Annotated in this window: 17 protein-coding genes; 9 read left to right on the top strand and 8 right to left on the bottom strand. The window is 61.6% G+C overall.

Features of this window, described 5'->3' with window-relative positions:
- The first annotated feature begins 50 nt into the window (after positions 1–50).
- The 6 genes from ugpQ to P3T21_RS23930 all read left to right on the top strand — a co-directional run bounded on the left by ugpQ (position 51) and on the right by P3T21_RS23930 (position 5,657).
- On the top strand, positions 51–833 hold the full coding sequence (gene ugpQ, locus P3T21_RS23955) for a glycerophosphodiester phosphodiesterase (RefSeq protein WP_429258436.1): 783 nt from the start codon (positions 51–53) through the stop codon (positions 831–833).
- A 96-nt stretch (positions 834–929) separates the two neighbouring features.
- The gene (locus P3T21_RS23950) at positions 930–2,042 is read left to right on the top strand and encodes an ABC transporter substrate-binding protein (RefSeq protein ID WP_429258435.1); all 1,113 of its coding nucleotides are present in this window, start codon (positions 930–932) and stop codon (positions 2,040–2,042) included.
- A 166-nt stretch (positions 2,043–2,208) separates the two neighbouring features.
- Complete coding sequence (locus tag P3T21_RS23945) at positions 2,209–3,147, top strand: ABC transporter permease (RefSeq protein WP_429258434.1); 939 nt, start codon at positions 2,209–2,211, stop codon at positions 3,145–3,147.
- On the top strand, positions 3,144–3,953 hold the full coding sequence (locus P3T21_RS23940) for an ABC transporter permease (protein ID WP_429258433.1): 810 nt from the start codon (positions 3,144–3,146) through the stop codon (positions 3,951–3,953). The genes P3T21_RS23945 and P3T21_RS23940 overlap by 4 nt, the downstream gene beginning before the upstream one ends.
- An 18-nt stretch (positions 3,954–3,971) precedes the next feature.
- Positions 3,972–5,039, top strand: a complete 1,068-nt coding sequence (locus tag P3T21_RS23935) for an ABC transporter ATP-binding protein (RefSeq protein ID WP_429258432.1) — start codon at positions 3,972–3,974, stop codon at positions 5,037–5,039.
- Between the two features lie 213 nt (positions 5,040–5,252).
- A complete protein-coding gene (locus P3T21_RS23930; RefSeq protein ID WP_429258431.1) occupies positions 5,253–5,657 on the top strand; it encodes a transposase in 405 nt (134 codons plus the stop codon).
- 126 nt (positions 5,658–5,783) lie between these two features.
- Here P3T21_RS23930 and P3T21_RS23925 read toward each other — a convergent pair whose 3' ends face one another.
- The 8 genes from P3T21_RS23925 to P3T21_RS23890 form a co-directional block, all read right to left on the bottom strand.
- Positions 5,784–6,389 carry a hypothetical protein gene (locus P3T21_RS23925; RefSeq protein ID WP_429258430.1) on the bottom strand — a complete coding sequence of 202 codons (606 nt, stop codon included), beginning with the start codon at positions 6,387–6,389 and terminating at the stop codon, positions 5,784–5,786.
- Positions 6,390–6,533: 144 nt separating this feature from the next.
- Positions 6,534–7,442 (bottom strand): SphA family protein, encoded by a 909-nt coding sequence (locus P3T21_RS23920; RefSeq protein ID WP_429258429.1) that lies wholly within the window; start codon positions 7,440–7,442, stop codon positions 6,534–6,536.
- Positions 7,443–7,480: 38 nt separating this feature from the next.
- The gene (locus tag P3T21_RS23915; protein ID WP_429258428.1) at positions 7,481–7,933 is read right to left on the bottom strand and encodes a glycine zipper domain-containing protein; all 453 of its coding nucleotides are present in this window, start codon (positions 7,931–7,933) and stop codon (positions 7,481–7,483) included.
- Positions 7,930–9,543: a DUF1214 domain-containing protein gene (locus tag P3T21_RS23910; protein WP_429258427.1), complete on the bottom strand. Its 1,614-nt coding sequence runs from the start codon at positions 9,541–9,543 to the stop codon at positions 7,930–7,932. Before P3T21_RS23910 ends, P3T21_RS23915 begins: the two co-directional genes overlap by 4 nt.
- A gap of 6 nt (positions 9,544–9,549) precedes the next feature.
- Positions 9,550–10,938, bottom strand: coding sequence for a DUF1254 domain-containing protein (locus tag P3T21_RS23905; RefSeq protein WP_429258426.1), 1,389 nt, complete (start codon positions 10,936–10,938; stop codon positions 9,550–9,552).
- A gap of 37 nt (positions 10,939–10,975) precedes the next feature.
- Entirely contained in the window at positions 10,976–11,737 is a 762-nt protein-coding gene (locus tag P3T21_RS23900) for a hypothetical protein (protein ID WP_429258425.1), read from the bottom strand.
- Between the two features lie 584 nt (positions 11,738–12,321).
- Positions 12,322–12,450 (bottom strand): MFS transporter small subunit, encoded by a 129-nt coding sequence (locus tag P3T21_RS23895; RefSeq protein ID WP_429258424.1) that lies wholly within the window; start codon positions 12,448–12,450, stop codon positions 12,322–12,324.
- A 10-nt stretch (positions 12,451–12,460) separates the two neighbouring features.
- Complete coding sequence (locus P3T21_RS23890; RefSeq protein ID WP_429258423.1) at positions 12,461–13,858, bottom strand: L-lactate MFS transporter; 1,398 nt, start codon at positions 13,856–13,858, stop codon at positions 12,461–12,463.
- Between the two features lie 335 nt (positions 13,859–14,193).
- Here P3T21_RS23890 and P3T21_RS23885 point away from each other — a divergent pair, with 335 nt between their 5' ends.
- From P3T21_RS23885 to P3T21_RS23875, 3 genes are all read left to right on the top strand, one after another.
- Positions 14,194–15,759: a methyl-accepting chemotaxis protein gene (locus P3T21_RS23885; RefSeq protein ID WP_429258422.1), complete on the top strand. Its 1,566-nt coding sequence runs from the start codon at positions 14,194–14,196 to the stop codon at positions 15,757–15,759.
- A gap of 199 nt (positions 15,760–15,958) precedes the next feature.
- Positions 15,959–16,174 carry a hypothetical protein gene (locus P3T21_RS23880; RefSeq protein ID WP_429258421.1) on the top strand — a complete coding sequence of 72 codons (216 nt, stop codon included), beginning with the start codon at positions 15,959–15,961 and terminating at the stop codon, positions 16,172–16,174.
- Positions 16,152–16,895 carry a GntR family transcriptional regulator gene (locus tag P3T21_RS23875; RefSeq protein WP_429258420.1) on the top strand — a complete coding sequence of 248 codons (744 nt, stop codon included), beginning with the start codon at positions 16,152–16,154 and terminating at the stop codon, positions 16,893–16,895. The genes P3T21_RS23880 and P3T21_RS23875 overlap by 23 nt, the downstream gene beginning before the upstream one ends.
- Positions 16,896–16,931: the final 36 nt, after the last annotated feature.

Here is a 16,931-nt window from a genome sequence, read left to right as displayed (position 1 = left end):
GCGCGGCTGGTGGATCGAATGTAGGCGAAGGTAGACGAAGGTAGAGAGACTTGGGAAATTCGAACGATCGCGCTGGTTCTTCGAGCTGGCCATATCCGCCGCTGGTTGCCCATCGCTGTGGTGGCACGCTGGCGCCTGAAAACACGCTTGCCGGGTTCGACGCATGCGTGCGCTACGGTTATCGCATGGTCGAGTTCGACGCAAAGCTGTCTGCCGACGACGAAATCTATCTGCTCCACGACGATACGCTGGAGCGCACCACGAACGGCTTCGGTCCGGCCGTCGACCGCACCTGGCAGGAACTTGCACAACTCGACGCGGGCGCGTGGTTCAATCCGCAATTTTCGGGTGTTCGCCTTCCCACGCTTGCCGAAGCGGCCGAGCGTTGTGCGCGCGACACCCTCGCCGCTAATATAGAAATCAAACCGTGCCCAGGCCGGGAAGTGGAAACGGGACATCTTGTCGCGCGCGCCGCACTGGATCTCTGGCGTACGCAGACACAGCCCTTGCTGTCGTCGTTTTCTATCGAAGCGCTTGCCGCCGCGCGCGATGCCGTGCCCGAACTGCCGCGCGGCATGTTGTTCGAAGCGGTGCCCAAAGACTGGCTACACATCGTTCGTGAACTCGAATGCGTATCGCTGCATGCCGACCATCGGCACCTGAACGCGCGACTGGTTGCGGATATTCACGCCGCTGGTCTGCGCGTGCTCGCCTATACGGTCAACGGACCGCTGCGCGCGAGCGAACTGACTGAATGGGGCGTTGACATAATTTGTACAGATCGCATCGATATCATCCGGGCCGGCGCGGCTGCTGCGCCGGCCGCGGGATAGACGCGACACGCGCAAAAGAGGCGCGACGCAGCACCGAAGACCCATACGTATAGCAGTTTTCCCAACGTAGCAATGTCGGCAAAGGGTGGAAAAAACATGAACCGGACCTGGGCACATTCTTTTATTTCGGTGTCGGCAATCGCCGCCGCTGCGGCAATCTGCATGAACAGCGCCGCCGCTGCGCCGCCTGACGCGCTCGTCGCGGCCGCAAAGCAGGAAGGTCAGTTGACCGTGATTGGCCTGCCGCACGACTGGTGTGGTTATGGCCCGATGATCGCGGCCTTTCAGGCCAGATATGGCATCAAGATCAACGAGCTGAATCCCGATGCGGGTTCAGGCGATGAACTCGAAGCGATCAAGGCGAACAAGGGCAACAAGGGTCCCCAGGCGCCTGATGTAATCGACGTCGGCCTGTCGTTTGGCCCCACGGCAAAGGCGGCTGGATTGCTGCAACCGTACAAGGTGTCGACGTGGAAGTCGATTCCCGACGCGGTCAAGGACGCTGATGGCAACTGGTATGGCGATTACTACGGCGTGCTGGCCTTCGAGATCAACGCGGACATGATCGACAAGGCGCCGGCCGACTGGTCGGATCTGCAGAAGCCAGAGTACAAGAACGCAGTCTCGCTTGCGGGCGATCCGCGCTCGGCGAATCAGGCGATCATGGGCGTGTATGCAGCGGGCCTTTCGGCTTCGAAGGGCGATGCATCGAAGGCCGACAAGGCCGGTCTCAAGTATTTCTCTGATCTGAACAAAAGCGGCAACTTCGTGCCTGTGATCGGCAAGGCCGCATCGCTTGCGCAGGGCACGACGCCGATCATTGTGCGATGGGACTACAACGCGCTCGCCGACCGCGACACACTGAAGGGCAACCCGAAGGTGCAGGTCGTGGTGCCGAAGACGGGCGTTGTCGCGGGCGTCTATGTGCAGGCGATCAGCGCATTCGCCCCGCATCCGAACGCCGCGAAACTGTGGATGGAATACCTGTACTCGGACGAAGGCCAGATCGGCTGGCTGACAGGCTACTGCCATCCGATCCGCTACAACGAACTGACGGCTGCGAAGAAGGTGCCGCAGGCGCTGCTCGACAAACTGCCGCCCGCAGCGCTCTATAAGAACGCCGTGTTCCCGACGCTCCAGCAACAGGACGCGTACAAGGAGACGATTTCGAAGCAGTGGGATGCCGCAGTCGGCGCCAACGTGAAGTAACACGAGCGCCCGCCGTCATAGTATTAGCGCAGCACGGCGACGGAAGCAGCGGGCGGCGCGCGGTCTGCGTCGCCCGTGGCCGTGGCTCATCCGGAGTGTGTCGTCAAGTTGCGGCCGCAACCATCGCGACGCGCGCTGGCTTCTTTGTCTGAGGGTTCCCTGACCTATGAGCAGTCCACCGAATGTTGGCTCTGTGCCGCCGGAGTTGCAGGCGCCGCTTGCGCTGACGCCATCGCCGCCCGCGAAGGGCGCGGGACAGTCCGCGTCGTTGTGGACGTGGATCGGCGTGCTGCCGTTCTTCGTATTCGCGCTGCTGTTTCTGATCCTGCCAACCGCCTTCCTGATGGTCGGTGCGTTCCAGGATCCGCAGGGCCATTTCACGCTGGTGAACTTCCGCGACCTCTTCTCGCAGGGCGTCATCGACGCGTACTGGATCAGCTTCAAGGTCAGCGCCGCATCGGCGTTCGGCGGTGCGGTGATCGGTTCGCTGCTCGCGTGGGCCGCCGTGCATGGCCAGCTGCCCGGCTGGATTCGCCCGACGTTGATGACGTTTTCCGGCGTCGCGTCGAACTTTGCCGGCGTGCCGCTTGCGTTCGCGTTTATCTGCACACTGGGGCGCGTCGGGCTTGTGACTGTGCTGCTTAAAAAATACACAGGCCTGAATCTGTATTCGACCGGCTTCAGCATCCTGAGCTTTTCGGGGTTGACGCTAACATACCTGTACTTCCAGATTCCGTTGATGGTGTTGATCGTCACACCCGCGCTCGATGGCCTGAAGCGCGAATGGCGTGAAGCCTGCGATTGCCTCGGCGGCACGGCTTTCCAGTACTGGCGCTATGTGGCGTTGCCGGTGTTGTGGCCGAGCGTGCTGGGCGCCGCGTTGCTGCTGTTTGCGAACTCGTTCGGCGCGGTGGCGACTGCGTATGCGCTGACAGGCAGTTCGCTCAACATCGTGACGATCCTGTTGTACGCGCAGATTCGTGGTGACGTGCTGCATAACCCGAACCTGGGCTATGCGCTCGCACTCGGCATGATCCTCGTAACGGGCATTTCGAATGGTGGCTATATCTGGCTGCGTTCGCGCGCGGAAAGGGGGCGTCGATGAAATCCCAGTCACGAGCAGGCGCGTGGATCGCGATCATCGTCGGTTCGCTGTATTTCCTGATTCCGTTGATCGCGACGTTCGAGTTCAGTTTGCGCATGAAGCGCGGCACGTATAGCTTCGAAGCGTATCGCGTCGTACTTGCCGATGCGCATTTTCAGGCTTCGTTTGGCTACTCGATCCTGATGGCGTTGCTGACGATTGTCGTCGGCATTCTGCTGGTGGTGCCGACCGCGTACTGGGTTCAGTTGCGTTTGCCAAAGCTGCGGCCGATCGTCGAATTCATCACGCTGCTGCCCCTCGTGATTCCGGCGATCGTGATCGTGTTCGGTTATCTGCGCATGTACAACAGCAGTTCGATTCTGCCGCTTACCAGCAACGAGCGTGCGACCGATGTGCTGCTCGTGTTCGGGTACGTGACGCTCTCGCTGCCTTACATGTATCGCGCGGTCGATGCAGGTCTGCGCGCCGTCGATGTGCGCTCGCTGACGGAAGCCGCCGAATGTCTCGGCGCAAACTGGCCGACGATCCTCTTCAAGGTGATCTTTCCGAATATCCGCTCGGGCATTCTGTCGGGCGCGTTCCTGACGTTTGCAGTGGTGATCGGTGAATTCACGATCGCGAGTCTGCTCGACCGGCCGGCGTTCGGCCCGTATCTGCAGTTGATCGGTGCGAATCGCGCGTATGAGCCTTCGGCGCTCGCGATCATTGCGTTTGCCATTACGTGGGCGTCGATGGGTTTGATCCAGGTGTTCGGATCCGCGCGTACAGCGCCCCGTGGACCGGCGCTCGCCGCACAGAAACCCTGATGAATGAAGGCGCCCGTCATGGCATTCCTTGAAATAGCAAACCTGCACAAGACGTTCGGATCGAACACGGCCCTGCATCACTTCGACATGCAGATCGATCGCGGCGAATTCATCACTTTCCTTGGGCCGTCCGGTTGCGGCAAGACAACCGTGCTGCGCATGATCGCGGGTTTCGAAAGTCCGACACGCGGCACGATCCGTCTCGATGGACGCGATGTCACGCATCTGCGCACACGTCAACGCAAGGTCGGCATGGTGTTTCAGTCGTATGCGCTGTTTCCGAACATGACGGTCGCGGACAACATCGGCTTTGGTCTGCGTGTCGGGGGACGGCCTGACGCGGAGATCCGCGAGCGTGTCGACGAAATGCTGCAACTGATCAAGCTGCCGCATCTCGCTGACCGTTACCCGTGGCAAATGTCGGGCGGACAGCAGCAACGCGTGGCGCTGGCGCGCGCGCTCGCCGGCAAACCGCAGGTGCTGCTGCTCGACGAACCGCTGTCGGCGCTCGACGCGAAGATCCGTATCTCGCTGCGACAGGACATTCGCACGCTGCAGCGCGAGCTCGGTATTACGTCGATTTTCGTTACGCACGATCAGGAAGAGGCGCTGTCGATCTCCGACCGGATTGTCGTCATGAACGAAGGGCGCGTCGAGCAGGTCGGTACGCCGTCGGAAATCTATAACTATCCGCGCACGCGCTTTGTCGCGTCGTTTGTCGGCACGCTTAACATCCTGACGGGACATGTCGTGGATCCGTCGAGCGGCAGAATGGCCGTCGACGGACAGGAACTGACCACGACTCAAACGCTGGCACCGGATGACGCCGGAAAGAAGCGCATGCTCGCCTTGCGGCCCGAGGCAATCGTGCTCGAAGCGCCTTCGCCGGGCCGCAACACGCTGGCCGCGACGGTCGAGGACGTCAGCTTTCTTGGCGCCGTTGTGCGGATTCGCGCACGCGTGCAGGAAGCGGTCATCTCGCTCGACGTATTCAACGATCCGAATCGCAGCTTGCCGGAGCGTGGCCAGCCTGTCGCGCTGGGCTTTTCTCACGAGAATCTGCTCGTGCTGGAAGAGGGCGGCTGATCCGGCGTTCGCGTCGTTCATGCCTGAGGGGGAAGCAGGCCGCTGGGATTGAGACACTTGAGCAGAATCCCGGGCGGCTAAAAGGACGAATGTTCGCCGGGCCGCACATCGCGCGCACCTAATGCGTGCCAGACCACAGTTCTCCTATTCGCCAGATGTCACACCGGTGAGGCAACCGGTATTGTGATTGAACTGTTCAGATACGGAGTTCAGATGGCACTGCACCGCGACCTGACCGACGCGCAATGGAGCAGCGTGGAAGCGCTCTTTATCGCATTTCGCGCCCGCAAGGATCCGCGCGGGCGACCGCCACGCAACACGCGAATGGTGTTGAACGGCGTGCTCTGGGTGCTGTCGAGCGGCGCCGCGTGGGCCGCGCTGCCTACCCGTTACCCGGACTACCGCACCTGCCACCGACGCTTCAAGGTGTGGTTCGAATCAGGCGTGCTGCAGCGTGCAATGCATGACCTTTACGGCGAAGCCGGCGACGCGATGTGCGAAGCGATCGCGGGGCGCATGCATCGCGCACAACCGGTGGCGCAGAACGCGCCCGCGGGAACGGCTGCTGCGGCGCGCTGGCGGGACCGTGTCCGGCCGATGGCCCGCGTAGTCGACTGACCGTCGGAACCCGGCGAACGGGCAAGCCGCAACTGGCCCGGCGGACCGGCGAATCAGGGGCGCGTCGACCGCGCCCCTTTCTACATGGCGAACAGCTGCCCGGCGACGCAGCACCGGGCATCGCACTTACTTCACCTGGGTGCCACCGCGCATGACTTCGGCCGCCGCAGCAGAGACGAACACGGCGTGTACGGTATCGCCGACCTTCAGTTTGTCGATCGACACGTCCGGCCCCACTTCGAGCACTTCCGTGCGAACCGGCCCGCGCAGCGTCACGAGTCGCTTCTTGCGATCGATCTTCTGCACGGTGGCCAGCACTTCGACCCGGCGCGCGGACGCCACAACGCCATCGGACGCCGGCAACGCCGCGTTCGTCTCGACGCGCTCACGAATGCCGTTCGACTTCGTCTTGTCGACGGCCAGCAGGATCGCGTTCCTGTACGCGATGTCGACCTTGTCGCCGATCTGCAGCTTCTTCACGTCGCCGACCTGCGGATCCACGTCGATCACCGCGACGTTGCCGCGCGGGCCACGCAGCGAGACGCTGTTCGACACGGGGTCGATGCCGATGACGGTTGCCTGAACGTGCACGAGCGCGGCGGCGCCGACGGCCTTCTGCGCGTCGTTTGAACTGGCGTTCTGCGCGAACGCCGGATAAGACAGGGCCACCGTCAACAGCATGGCTGCCTTGATCGTCGTGCGTTTCGGACCGGTTTTCAGGGTTGACTTCATGACTACTCCTTTTACGTTACTGCGTTGTGTTGCGAGAGAAGATGCAGGTGCAGGTGCTGTTCGCGCACGAGTCACCTCTACTGGAACGTGGCGCTGACCGACAGCAGGACCGCGTTCCCCTTCGGGCGCGCCTGCACCGCAAACTCATTGACCCAGCGCAGCGACGCCGATACAGGCGTCTTGCTGACCTTGCCGGACCACGTCACGATCGGACCGATACCGACCGCGTGCACCGTCCGTCAGACTGGCGATGCCGCCGGTGTCGTCGCCCAGCTGCTGGATCCAGCCGCCGACCACGCCGACGCCCCAGCCGCCGTTGAAGCGCTTGAGCGCAAGCAGGTCGAGCACGCTGATCGGCGCGTTGTGATAGTGGGTCTTGTCGTTCGGTGTGTAGAACTCGACGCCGTAGTTCGCCGACAGTTCGATCTCCTGAGCGGGGAAGAGCTTCGTGTACGAGACGGTTGGCGTGAACGTCCACGTGTTCTGGCCGGCGTTGGCAAGACGGCTGGTGTTATAGGCGCCGGTCGGCGCATACATCTGCACGCTGAATGCGATGTGATCCGTCTTCGTCAGGTGATAACCCGCAACGACCGGCACAAAGAAGATGTCGGCGAACTGGGTGGCGTGGTCGTCAGGCAGACGTCCGTGGAAAGACGACGCGTTCGTGTACTGCACCGGTACACCGAACGACGACGCGAAGTTCCATCCGCCCGCCGTGATGCCCCACGTTTTGACCGCATTGGCAATGGTGTACACGATCTGGTAGTTCAGACCCGCGGTGACGGTGCCCGCGACCGGCAGCGTCTTGCTCGCGCCGAGCGAGCCCTGGTAGTAGATCGTGGACAGCGATACGATCCAGTCGGAGGTCGGTGGCACGACACCGGCGTACGGTGTGACCTGCATGCCTGTAATCGGCCGGCCGACGCCGCCTTCCGTTGCCTGAGCCAGCGGCGCGAAGCCGAGGCCCGCGAGCCCGGCGGCGAGCGTGACGGTCGCGCCGGAGCGTCGTGCGTGGCGCATCGGCCGTCCGAAGTGTTGAATGAAATTTTTCATCCTGGTTGACTCCCTGTGAGCTTTCCGTGTCGGCAACGTTACGAGACCGTATAGCCGCGACCCTGCATGCACGCGCCGTACGCGTGCCAGTAGGTCGTCAACTCTGATTGCTGGGTGTTCTGCGCCGCCTGCGCCTGTGCTGCGTGCTGGCGGCGGCTTCTTGCGCCACCGGCCAGCACGCCGGCCGTAGCGCCGACAGCCGCGCCGTGACCGGCGTTGTCATTCGCAACATCACCGACGATTGCACCCGCCGCCGCGCCGCGCGCCGCACCAGCGACCCGCGCGCCTGTCGGCCCGGACGGCGGCGGTGGTGTCTGCGCAACGACCGCCGGATCGATACCGGTGTTCTGTTTCGCCCAGCTGTAGCAGGCGCTATCGTCCGATGCCTGCTGTGAGGGGCTTTGTCCCTTCGCGGGATAAACCGGGGGCTTTTGTGCAAATACGGCGCAGCTCACCGTGACGAGCATGACCGCAATCGGTACACGTTTCAAGTTTCCTTCTCCTTGCTATTGGCGTTGTCATTGATATCGACAATGTCGATGATGTCGACTACACCCTGACTGATTCGCGTGACAGGCGGCGGCGTCAACGTGCCGTCCGTCGTCACGTCTGCTGGTGGCCACCAGGCCCGCAACGACAGCGAGAAAGGCTTTCCCTCGGGAGCGGGAAGCCAGTTCGGCTGTCTGTCTTCGGTGGGAGGCGTCGCCTGGATGTAAAGCGTCAGTGAGCCGTCCTCGTTGTAGTGCAGCGCCCGGTTCCGGGTGCCGAGCGAGTAGCGTTCTTCGGTGTTCGGCGAAAGGAAGTGACGTGCGTCATAGAGCGTCAGTGACCAGAACCCTTTGACGGGTGGAGTTCTGCCCGCGGGAAAAGTCATTGCGTAAGCGTTCGCGCCGTTCAACGGCGCGCCCAATGCATCGTCGTCCAGATAAAAGTAGCGCGCTTCGTTCGCCCTGGTGACGAAAATATTGGATTTCGCCGCTGCCATGCGCGTGTAATAGTCGGTGCCGAACGCGGCGCCGTTCTCGAGCGTGGTCCAGTTGCCGGCCAGCTTCGTGCCGTACGCACTGAAGCGGATGGCCGGCGCGATCACGTCGGCTTGCGTCTGGACTGCTTCGTCCTGCGCGGCGGCTTTCAATGTCGCGTTGCGTTGCGTCGCGTGGAGCAGCGCGCGCGCCTGCGTATAGAACGCGTCCTCGCCGGGCAGAGGTGGCACGCGGTCGAGCACGAGCGGCAACTGGTCGAGGAAATGTTCCGGCATGACCCAGCGGATTTCGTCGTCGCCCTGCGACATGGCCAACGTGACGCTCGATGACAGGGTTGCCAGGGGGGTTGCCGGAACGACGGCAGGGAGCGAAGGCAGCGCGGACCAGTCGGTCTTTTTCATCGCGCCGTCGTAGTCCGCCAGCGGATACACGGCGATCAGGTTGATGACCGACCGGAGGGCGACGCGGTCGGCATGGGTGTCTTCCATGAAGACGCGCGGCACGAACGCCGCTATCGACGTCGTCGCGCGCAGCACCTTGTTGATGCCCTTCGGCGCGGTGCCTTGCCAGTGCGGCCCGACGACGAGATAGAAGCCGGACATCGTGGCGTACATCTGCCCGAGCGCGGCGAAGCCGTCGGTGCGCATGTCAACCAGCTGGTAAATCCAGAAGCGCTCGCCAAATTCCGGCACCTGGATCACCACCGGCGACGCGTCGAGATCCAGCATCGCCGACCCGCACACGACATCCTGATCGGGGCAGGCGACATGGCGCGCGTGCGGATCGACGTAGTCGTGCAGCATCGCCAGGCGATTTACCGGGGCGACGGGCACGACGCCGCCAGCCCGACCGGCTTTCGACACCTGCTTCAGAACGGAAACGCGGTTATACATACTGAGCATTGGCCAGGCCCACACGTAGATCTGGCGCGCGACGAGCCGCACGTAAGCCTCGCTGACCGAATAACCCGCCACCGGCGCCGGCACCGCGGCGACGCGCTGCGCCACGGCCATGCCGGTTTGAGGTTTCGCCAGAATAGGAGCGGCGATCGAAGCGAGCACCGTGGCGGTCAGCCACGTTGCAGCCTTTCGGTTCGCGTTGTGCTCCGCGGCGTCCATGCGACGTCATCCCTTTTTCGGCTCGGGAAATTTCCACGTGCCGTCGAACACCGCCTGACCAGGGCCGTAGATGCGCATGATCACGTCGTAAGCGCCTTGCGGAGCGGGCAGCCAGTTCGCTTCCCTGTCGGTACCGGGGGAAGTGTGCTGGACGTAGATGTCGAGCGAGCCGTCGGCGTTGTACTTCAGGCCTTGGGTGCGGTCGCCGATCGAATACCGGTTGAGCGGATTGGGCACCAGGTGACGGCCCGGCAGGTCGTACATCGTCATCGACCAGAAGAACTTTGCCGGCGGCAGATCCTTCTTGTCGAAATGGAGGACGTAGGGCTGCGAGCCAACCAGCTGTTTATGATCCGCGTCCACGTGGGCGCCGACGTATACCGCCTCTTCCTTCGTGTTGCCGTAGATACCCATCGCAGCCGCGACGGCCCGCTTCATGTAGTCGCCATTCAGGTCCTCGCGGGTGCCGAAGATGCCGAACGAACTCGTGGTGTGCTTTTCGGCGTCGGCGAGCGCCGCCTTGCCGTCGGCGACACCGGCTTCGATCGCCGCGCGCGTCTCGGGCGGCAACGCCGCTGCATCGAACGGCTTGCCCGGTGCGATGCCGATCTTCGCGAAACGCTGGAGCAGTTCCGCTTCGGACGGCGCGGGCGGTTGCGTGAACGTCTGCAGGAAGTTCAGGTATGAAATGAAATCGATCGAGGTCGCTTTTGCTTCGTCCCATTTCGGGAACGTCGGCTTCGGCACGGCGGGTGGCGGCGCGGTGTGTTCGAACGACGACAGCGGTGTCAGCCTGTAGCCTTCCTGGATCGCCTGCACATTCTTGACGTCACTCGGGCCACCAAGCGCGGTGCGCCCCAGCGTGAGGATGATGTCGGTTTCCGGGCGCAGCACCTTGTCGATGCCTTTCGGCGTTTCGCCTTTCCAGCCCGGACCTGCGAGCAGGTAATGACCCGCGCCGTTACCGGTCGTGCGCGATCCGACGTACGCGAAGTTGTACGTGAACAAGTCGATCCACTGGAAGACGTAGTAGCGGTTGTCCGGCACTTCGGGCACCGTCAGCACCCACGGCTCGCGACGCAGATCGAGCCACGCCCACGAATACGGGGTGTCGTTATTCGGCGTGACGATTTCCTTGTTGTCGGGACCGTAGGGATGCGAGTAATTCCTGAACCTGCCGAAGCCACCGACGTACGACTTCGACTTCGGATCGATGGCCTGCTGGTACATCGTCTTGTAGTTGAAGAGCATCGGATACGCGTAGATGAACGCGTCTTTCGCGATCGCGCGTGCTTCTTCCGGAGAGGCCGTGTCCTGCGCCTGAGCGCTTGCGGTGCTGCCCATCGTGAGACTTAAGCCGAGCGCTGCGGCGCTTATGACAGTCGAAAATTTCATCGTTCCGATCATCCTGTGAGATACGGTGGCTCGGTGGCTATTTGCCGAAGGTCATGTTCAGGCCCGCGAAAATCGTGAATTGCGGAACCCCTGCGCCCGAGTGGGCAATTGAGTACTGCGGTTCGATAAACGCGTTGTAGATGGTCGAACCACCTTTCCATGCCTTGCCGGCGCCGAGGCCGACCGGGATGTAATAGCTGCCGTGCTGAAGGTCGAAGGTCCACGTGTCGGTCGAGCGGATATACCAGCCGCCGGGCAGGTTGAAGATGCCGAAGGGCTGCGCGGTAAGCGACTGCGTGGTCGGCCGGCCGCTCTGGCCGGCGAACGAGTGCTGCCACTGAACCAGCGCGCCAAGCAGCCGGGCTTTCGTCGCGCTCACGGCGACCGCGGCAAGGCCGGCTTGCCATTTGCCCGTGCCGAGGCTCGGGTCGGTGGCGGTCGGCATGGTCAGCAGCGGGCCGACGCCGATCTGGACGTCGCCCTGGCTCAGCAGGAAGATGTCGAACAGATTGATGTCGCCGAGGCCGGTGTTATAGCCGCCCGTCGGGTCAGGACGGGTACTGATCGGCAGCGTGCCGCGGAAGATCTGCGGGACACCGATCAGACCTGGCGCGACCGGCACGGTAGGACGCAGCAGAAGATCGTTTGTGTGTGCACTCGTGCCGAAAACGCTCGGCGTGTAATAGTTCTGGACATTGAACGATGCAGCAAGATTGAGCGGGTTGTTACTCTTGTTGGCGTCTTCCGCGGTCTGAGCTTGCGCGCCCTGAGCGGAAAATAATATTGAAAGTAACGCCACCCGGATAAATCGTTGAGCAAGGTTCATATATTCAATAAAAAAGACAACTGCGTTGGGCGTGTGTATCCCTTTGCTTTCGCAAACCGGAATACGCATTAAGCATATTGACTGGACTGATTAGTGGCCGGACAAGATCCATTCCGCCGAGGACACGGCAGAATAAACTTCCAGCAACAGTAACAAGAGACCGCAGGCCGGTCTGGACATAACCGGCATACCCGCTACGAGGGTGTAGGTAGAACCGTTCTCACGCACATACAGAGAGCCTCCTTAAAGGATAGACAGCACTTGATGCGGCGAATAAAAATGGGTTCGTATGTCCCGACGGTTTGCAAATACTAACAAACGTTCCAAAGCGTTACACGAATAATTTGTAACACTATCGAAAGCTTAAATGATCTTGGTGATTATTTCGAAATCGGCGTATTGCGTCAAGGTGAAGGTCAGGCGAGGTTGACTTTTGGCAGTTGAGCTGCAAATGCCAGAATATTTAAGACTTTTCGTGCGGAACTATGGGGAAAAATTCGAAATAAAAAAGCCAGGCATCGCGCCTGGCTTTTCTGTAAGAAAACTTCAAAGGGTGCCTAGCTGAACAGCTTCATGGCCTGGATCAGCGTATTCACGACGCCCCACGTGAGGGGAATCAGCACGTAGGCCCAGAAGATGACCAGTTGGCCCTTGCTGGTCGGATGCGTGGCGTTCGATTGGGTCATGTCAGTCTCCTTACTGGCTGGCGAGCTGCGCTTCGCTCATGTGATGTTTGTCGTCGACGCGCTTGACGAGCAGGTTGCAGACGAAGCCCACCACCAGCAGCACGGTCATGATGTGCACGGTCATCGTGTACGCGTCGGCCCTGGCCACGCCATGGGCCACTTCATATGCGCGGATGTAGTTGACCAGCACCGGGCCAGCTACGCCCGCAGCGGCCCACGCCGTCAGCAGACGGCCGTGAATGCCGCCGACGAATACGGTGCCGAACATGTCTGCGAGATACGCGGGGACGGTCGCGAAGCCGCCGCCGTACATCGACAGGATCAGGCAATAAGCAAGCACGAAGAGGGCGATGTTGCCCGACGCGGCGAAACCAGGCACCGCGTAGTACAGCACGGCGCCGAGCGCGAAGAAGATGAAATACGTAGTCTTGCGACCGATAAAGTCCGAGGTCGACGCCCACACGAAGCGGCCACCCATGTTGAAGAGCGACAGCAGCCCGACGAAGCCCGCCGCGGCTGCAGCCGTGACCGTTTCCTTGAAGCTCTCCTGGATCATCACCGATGCCTGGCCAAGAATGCCGATGCCGGCCGTCACGTTCAGGAACAGCACGAGCCAGATCAGATAGAACTGCGGCGTCTTCAACGCCTGGTCGATGTGCACGTGATTGCGCGTAATCATCTTGTGCGACGTTTCTGGCGGCGTCCAGCCAGCCGGCTTCCAGTCCTTTGCCGGAACGCGGATCGCGAATGCACCGATCGTCATCGAGATGAAGTACGCGATGCCGAGCACGACAAACGTCGCGGCGACGCCGTTGCTCGTTGCGCTCTTGAAGTGGTTCATCAGCGCGACCGACAGCGGCGCAGCGATCATTGCGCCACCACCGAAGCCCATGATCGCCATGCCGGTTGCCATGCCGCGACGGTCCGGGAACCAGCGGATCAGCGTCGACACCGGCGACACATAGCCGAGCCCGAGTCCGATGCCGCCGATCACGCCGTAGCCGAGATAGAGCAGTGCGATCTGATGCAGCCATACGCCCGCTGCCGACACGATGAAACCGCCGCCAAAGCAGCACGCCGCAGTGAACATCGTGCGACGCGGACCGACATGTTCGAGCCACTTGCCTGCAAACGCGGCAGACAGGCCGAGGAACACAATGGCGAGCGAGAAGATCCAGCCGAGTGTCGTGAGCGACCAGTCGTCCGGGGCGGACTGTGTGATGCCGATGACTTTCGTGAGCGGACCGTTGAATACCGAAAACGCGTAGGCCTGGCCAATGCAAAGGTGGACGGCGAGTGCCGCGGGCGGAACCATCCAGCGTGAGAAGCCCGCGCGTGCGACGGTAGCCTGTTTGGAAAAGAAGCCGGACGAGTCCGGACTGCCCGAGTGGTCGGTCGTGCTGCTCATGGTCGGTCTCTCTAAAGGGTAATTGATTGTTATCGGCTCTTTTTCGCTGGTTCTTTAGCGGGGCCTCGAAGTTGCGCGCTCAACGATATGAGGTGTGGCTCGCGTTGGCAATATGAGACGGGAATGCATAACTGGTTTGCCCGTAGATGTTCGCTGCTCGACTAAAGCCTTGCTGGCAGTGGGCTGCGCGCTGATTTTTCGACCCACATAGTGTGTTTTGAGCCTTATTTTCGGGGATGAATTCAGATACCAGGACGGTTAGGGTTTCCGAGCATGCAGTTTGTCGGGCGCGTGTCGCTAGCAAGGCGTGCAAGACCAATCCTGCGAGGAAGCGCATGTTCAGAAAACTGTCTATCCGGGCGACATTGACCGCCGTTATCGGCGTGTTGTCACTCATGTCAATTGCGATCGGCGCGATGGGCATTGCGGGGACGCGCATGAGCAACGTTGCGCTACAGAAAATGTATAGCGATGACACGGGTGCGCTGGTCGCCCTGCATCAGAGTTCGGAAGAATTACTGCGCGCGCGTCTGTTGATGAACAGCTATTACGCACTCTATGGTCTCGGCGAGCCGGATCCGGCACTGCTCGTAGAGTCGCATCGTGCCGTGACGGTCGCCGATGCTGCCTTCAAACGTTTCAATGGCATCGCAAAGGAAGACGCCGATCTACGTGCTGACGTGGAGCGTCTCGGCGGCACGCGTGCGAAGCTCGTTTCGCAGGCGTTGTTGCCCGCTTTCAAGGCACTCGATACCAACGACTTCATCAGTTTCAAGACACTTCAGGGCAAGGAAACCGAAGCGGTAGCCGGTGAATATGCGCGCGCGGTCGCCGCGCTCGAAGCGCGTCTGATGCAGCGTCAGGAAGGGCGTTTCCTGCAGGCGCAAAGCCGCTTTGCGTTGACCGTGGAAGTGCTGGTGGGCGTCACGGTGCTGCTGCTGGCCGTGAGCATCGCTGGCCGCATGACGCTGATGCGCGCGATCATCCGTCCGGTCGAGCACGCGATCGCGCAGTTTCGTCTGATCGCGGGCGGCGATCTGTCGGGCGAAATCCATAACGAGCGCAACAATGAAATGGGCGCGCTGCTGGGCGCGCTCAGACAGATGCAGGATGGTTTGCGCCGCACGGTGGTCACGGTGCGTAGCAGCACCGACGTGATTCACACGGGCGCGCAGGAAATCGCTCATGGCAACACGGATCTGTCTTCGCGTACGGAGCAGCAGGCCGCCGCGCTAGAGAAGGCCGCCGTCGGCATGGAACAGTTGACGATCACCGTCCGCCAGAACGCCGACAACGCGAAGCAGGCTAACCAGCTCGCGCAGCAGGCATCGGAAACGGCGGTCGCGGGCGGCGGGGCAGTGCACGAAGCGGTAAGTACGATGCGCGACATTTCGCGCGATTCCCAGCGGATTGCTGAAATCATCGGCGTGATCGACGGCATCGCGTTCCAGACGAATATCCTCGCGCTCAATGCAGCCGTCGAATCGGCGCGCGCGGGCGAGCAGGGACGGGGTTTCGCCGTCGTGGCCGCCGAAGTGCGCAGCCTCGCGCAGCGCACGGCCGCAGCGGCGAAGGAAATCGCGTCGCTGATCGGCAGTTCGGTGCAGCGGATCCGGTCCGGCGAAGCGCTCGTCGAACGCGCCGGCGTGACGATGAGCGATGTCGTGGCTTCGGTGCAGCGCGTGACGCACATCATGTCGGAGATATCGAACGCAGCTGAGCAGCAGCATCACGGCCTCGAACAGATCAACGTCACGGTCACGCAGATGGATCAGTCGACGCAGCAGAACGCGGCGCTCGTCGAGCAGGCGGCCGCGGCCGCGGAATCGCTGAGGTCGCAGTCGAAACTGCTGAAGGAGGCGGTCGCTGTATTCCGGCTCGAAGCCAGCGCGGCTGCATGATGTCGAGCGCGTCTGCGCGCGCCCGCTTCGGCGTGCGCCGCGCAAGAGGCGCGAAGCCGTTGCGCACTATCCCGCCCGTGCTACCGTGTGCGGTGATGTCTGGAAGCAACAGTTTTGTGATATATCACATACCAAATATTGATTTTTGCGGCGATGCAGCATATGATTGAGTCATTCACTCAATCATTCGGAGCTTCAAATGGATTTTGTTTCTCTATCGCTGCTTGCCATCGGTATGGTTGGTCTGGGTTCCGCTGCCACGGTTTTACTGACAAAATGGATTCCGCAGCCGGTTGCCGAACTGGCCGCGTTGCATGGCCGTTACGTCGGCCTCGGTGAAACGGCCCCCGCCGCTACGCCGCATCGTGCGCGTGTTCAACAAGAGGCGATGAATGTCGTCAGAACTTCAAACTGAAGCAGTGGCTACACCCGCGGTTGCACATCCGGTCGCATCGTTGACGCTGTCACTCCAGCCCATCAATGCGACCGCCAGCCTGCGCGATCAGGCCTACGCAATGCTGCGTCAGGCGATTGCTGACGCGGACATCTACCAGTCGCGCGAGGAAATCCGCCTCGACGAACGCGTGCTGAGCGAAACGCTCGGCGTGAGCCGTACACCCGTTCGCGAAGCGATGACGTTGCTGGAGCAGGAAGGCTTTTTGCGCATGGTGCCGCGGCGTGGCATCTATATCGTGCGCAAGAGCAAGCGTGAAATTGTCGAGATGATCCAGATGTGGGCGGCGCTCGAAAGCATGGCCGCGCGCCTCGCCACGCAGAACGCGACCGACGCGGAAATCGCCCGGCTGCGGCACATGTTCGACAATTTCCGCGACGCCACGCCGGCCGAGCACATCGCTGAATACTCGGACGCGAATATTGCGTTCCACCAGGCGATTGTCGAGCTGTCGAAGTCGCAGATCATCCTCGATACGATCAAGAACATCTTTATCCACGTGCGCGCGATCCGTCGTATGACGATTTCGCAGAGTGACCGTGCGGCACGTTCGATCGTCGACCATCTGCGCATCATCGAGGCACTTGAAAAGCGCGATACCGAACTGGCCGAGCGTCTCACGCGCCAGCATTCGCTCGATCTCGCCACGTTTGTCGAAGCGAACTGCGATTTTCTCGACTGACCGGTTTCATTGACGGTGAGTGAAAGACAACAGGGC

The sequence above is a fragment of the Paraburkholderia sp. GAS334 genome (assembly GCF_050436625.1).
In the GTDB taxonomy this organism is placed as follows: domain Bacteria; phylum Pseudomonadota; class Gammaproteobacteria; order Burkholderiales; family Burkholderiaceae; genus Paraburkholderia.
This window is presented reverse-complemented; position numbering and strand designations above follow the sequence as displayed.

Excerpts from the sequence above, each read along its gene's own strand:
- P3T21_RS23950 (WP_429258435.1), top strand. The coding sequence starts at position 930 with ATGAACCGGACCTGGGCACATTCTTTTATTTCGGTGTCGGCAATCGCC.
- P3T21_RS23945 (WP_429258434.1), top strand. The coding sequence starts at position 2,209 with ATGAGCAGTCCACCGAATGTTGGCTCTGTGCCGCCGGAGTTGCAGGCG.
- P3T21_RS23940 (WP_429258433.1), top strand. The coding sequence starts at position 3,144 with ATGAAATCCCAGTCACGAGCAGGCGCGTGGATCGCGATCATCGTCGGT.
- P3T21_RS23935 (WP_429258432.1), top strand. The coding sequence starts at position 3,972 with ATGGCATTCCTTGAAATAGCAAACCTGCACAAGACGTTCGGATCGAAC.
- P3T21_RS23930 (WP_429258431.1), top strand. The coding sequence starts at position 5,253 with ATGGCACTGCACCGCGACCTGACCGACGCGCAATGGAGCAGCGTGGAA.
- P3T21_RS23925 (WP_429258430.1), bottom strand. The coding sequence starts at position 6,389 with ATGAAGTCAACCCTGAAAACCGGTCCGAAACGCACGACGATCAAGGCA.
- P3T21_RS23920 (WP_429258429.1), bottom strand. The coding sequence starts at position 7,442 with ATGAAAAATTTCATTCAACACTTCGGACGGCCGATGCGCCACGCACGA.
- P3T21_RS23910 (WP_429258427.1), bottom strand. The coding sequence starts at position 9,543 with ATGGACGCCGCGGAGCACAACGCGAACCGAAAGGCTGCAACGTGGCTG.
- P3T21_RS23905 (WP_429258426.1), bottom strand. The coding sequence starts at position 10,938 with ATGAAATTTTCGACTGTCATAAGCGCCGCAGCGCTCGGCTTAAGTCTC.
- P3T21_RS23895 (WP_429258424.1), bottom strand. The coding sequence starts at position 12,450 with ATGACCCAATCGAACGCCACGCATCCGACCAGCAAGGGCCAACTGGTC.
- P3T21_RS23890 (WP_429258423.1), bottom strand. The coding sequence starts at position 13,858 with ATGAGCAGCACGACCGACCACTCGGGCAGTCCGGACTCGTCCGGCTTC.
- P3T21_RS23885 (WP_429258422.1), top strand. The coding sequence starts at position 14,194 with ATGTTCAGAAAACTGTCTATCCGGGCGACATTGACCGCCGTTATCGGC.
- P3T21_RS23880 (WP_429258421.1), top strand. The coding sequence starts at position 15,959 with ATGGATTTTGTTTCTCTATCGCTGCTTGCCATCGGTATGGTTGGTCTG.
- P3T21_RS23875 (WP_429258420.1), top strand. The coding sequence starts at position 16,152 with ATGTCGTCAGAACTTCAAACTGAAGCAGTGGCTACACCCGCGGTTGCA.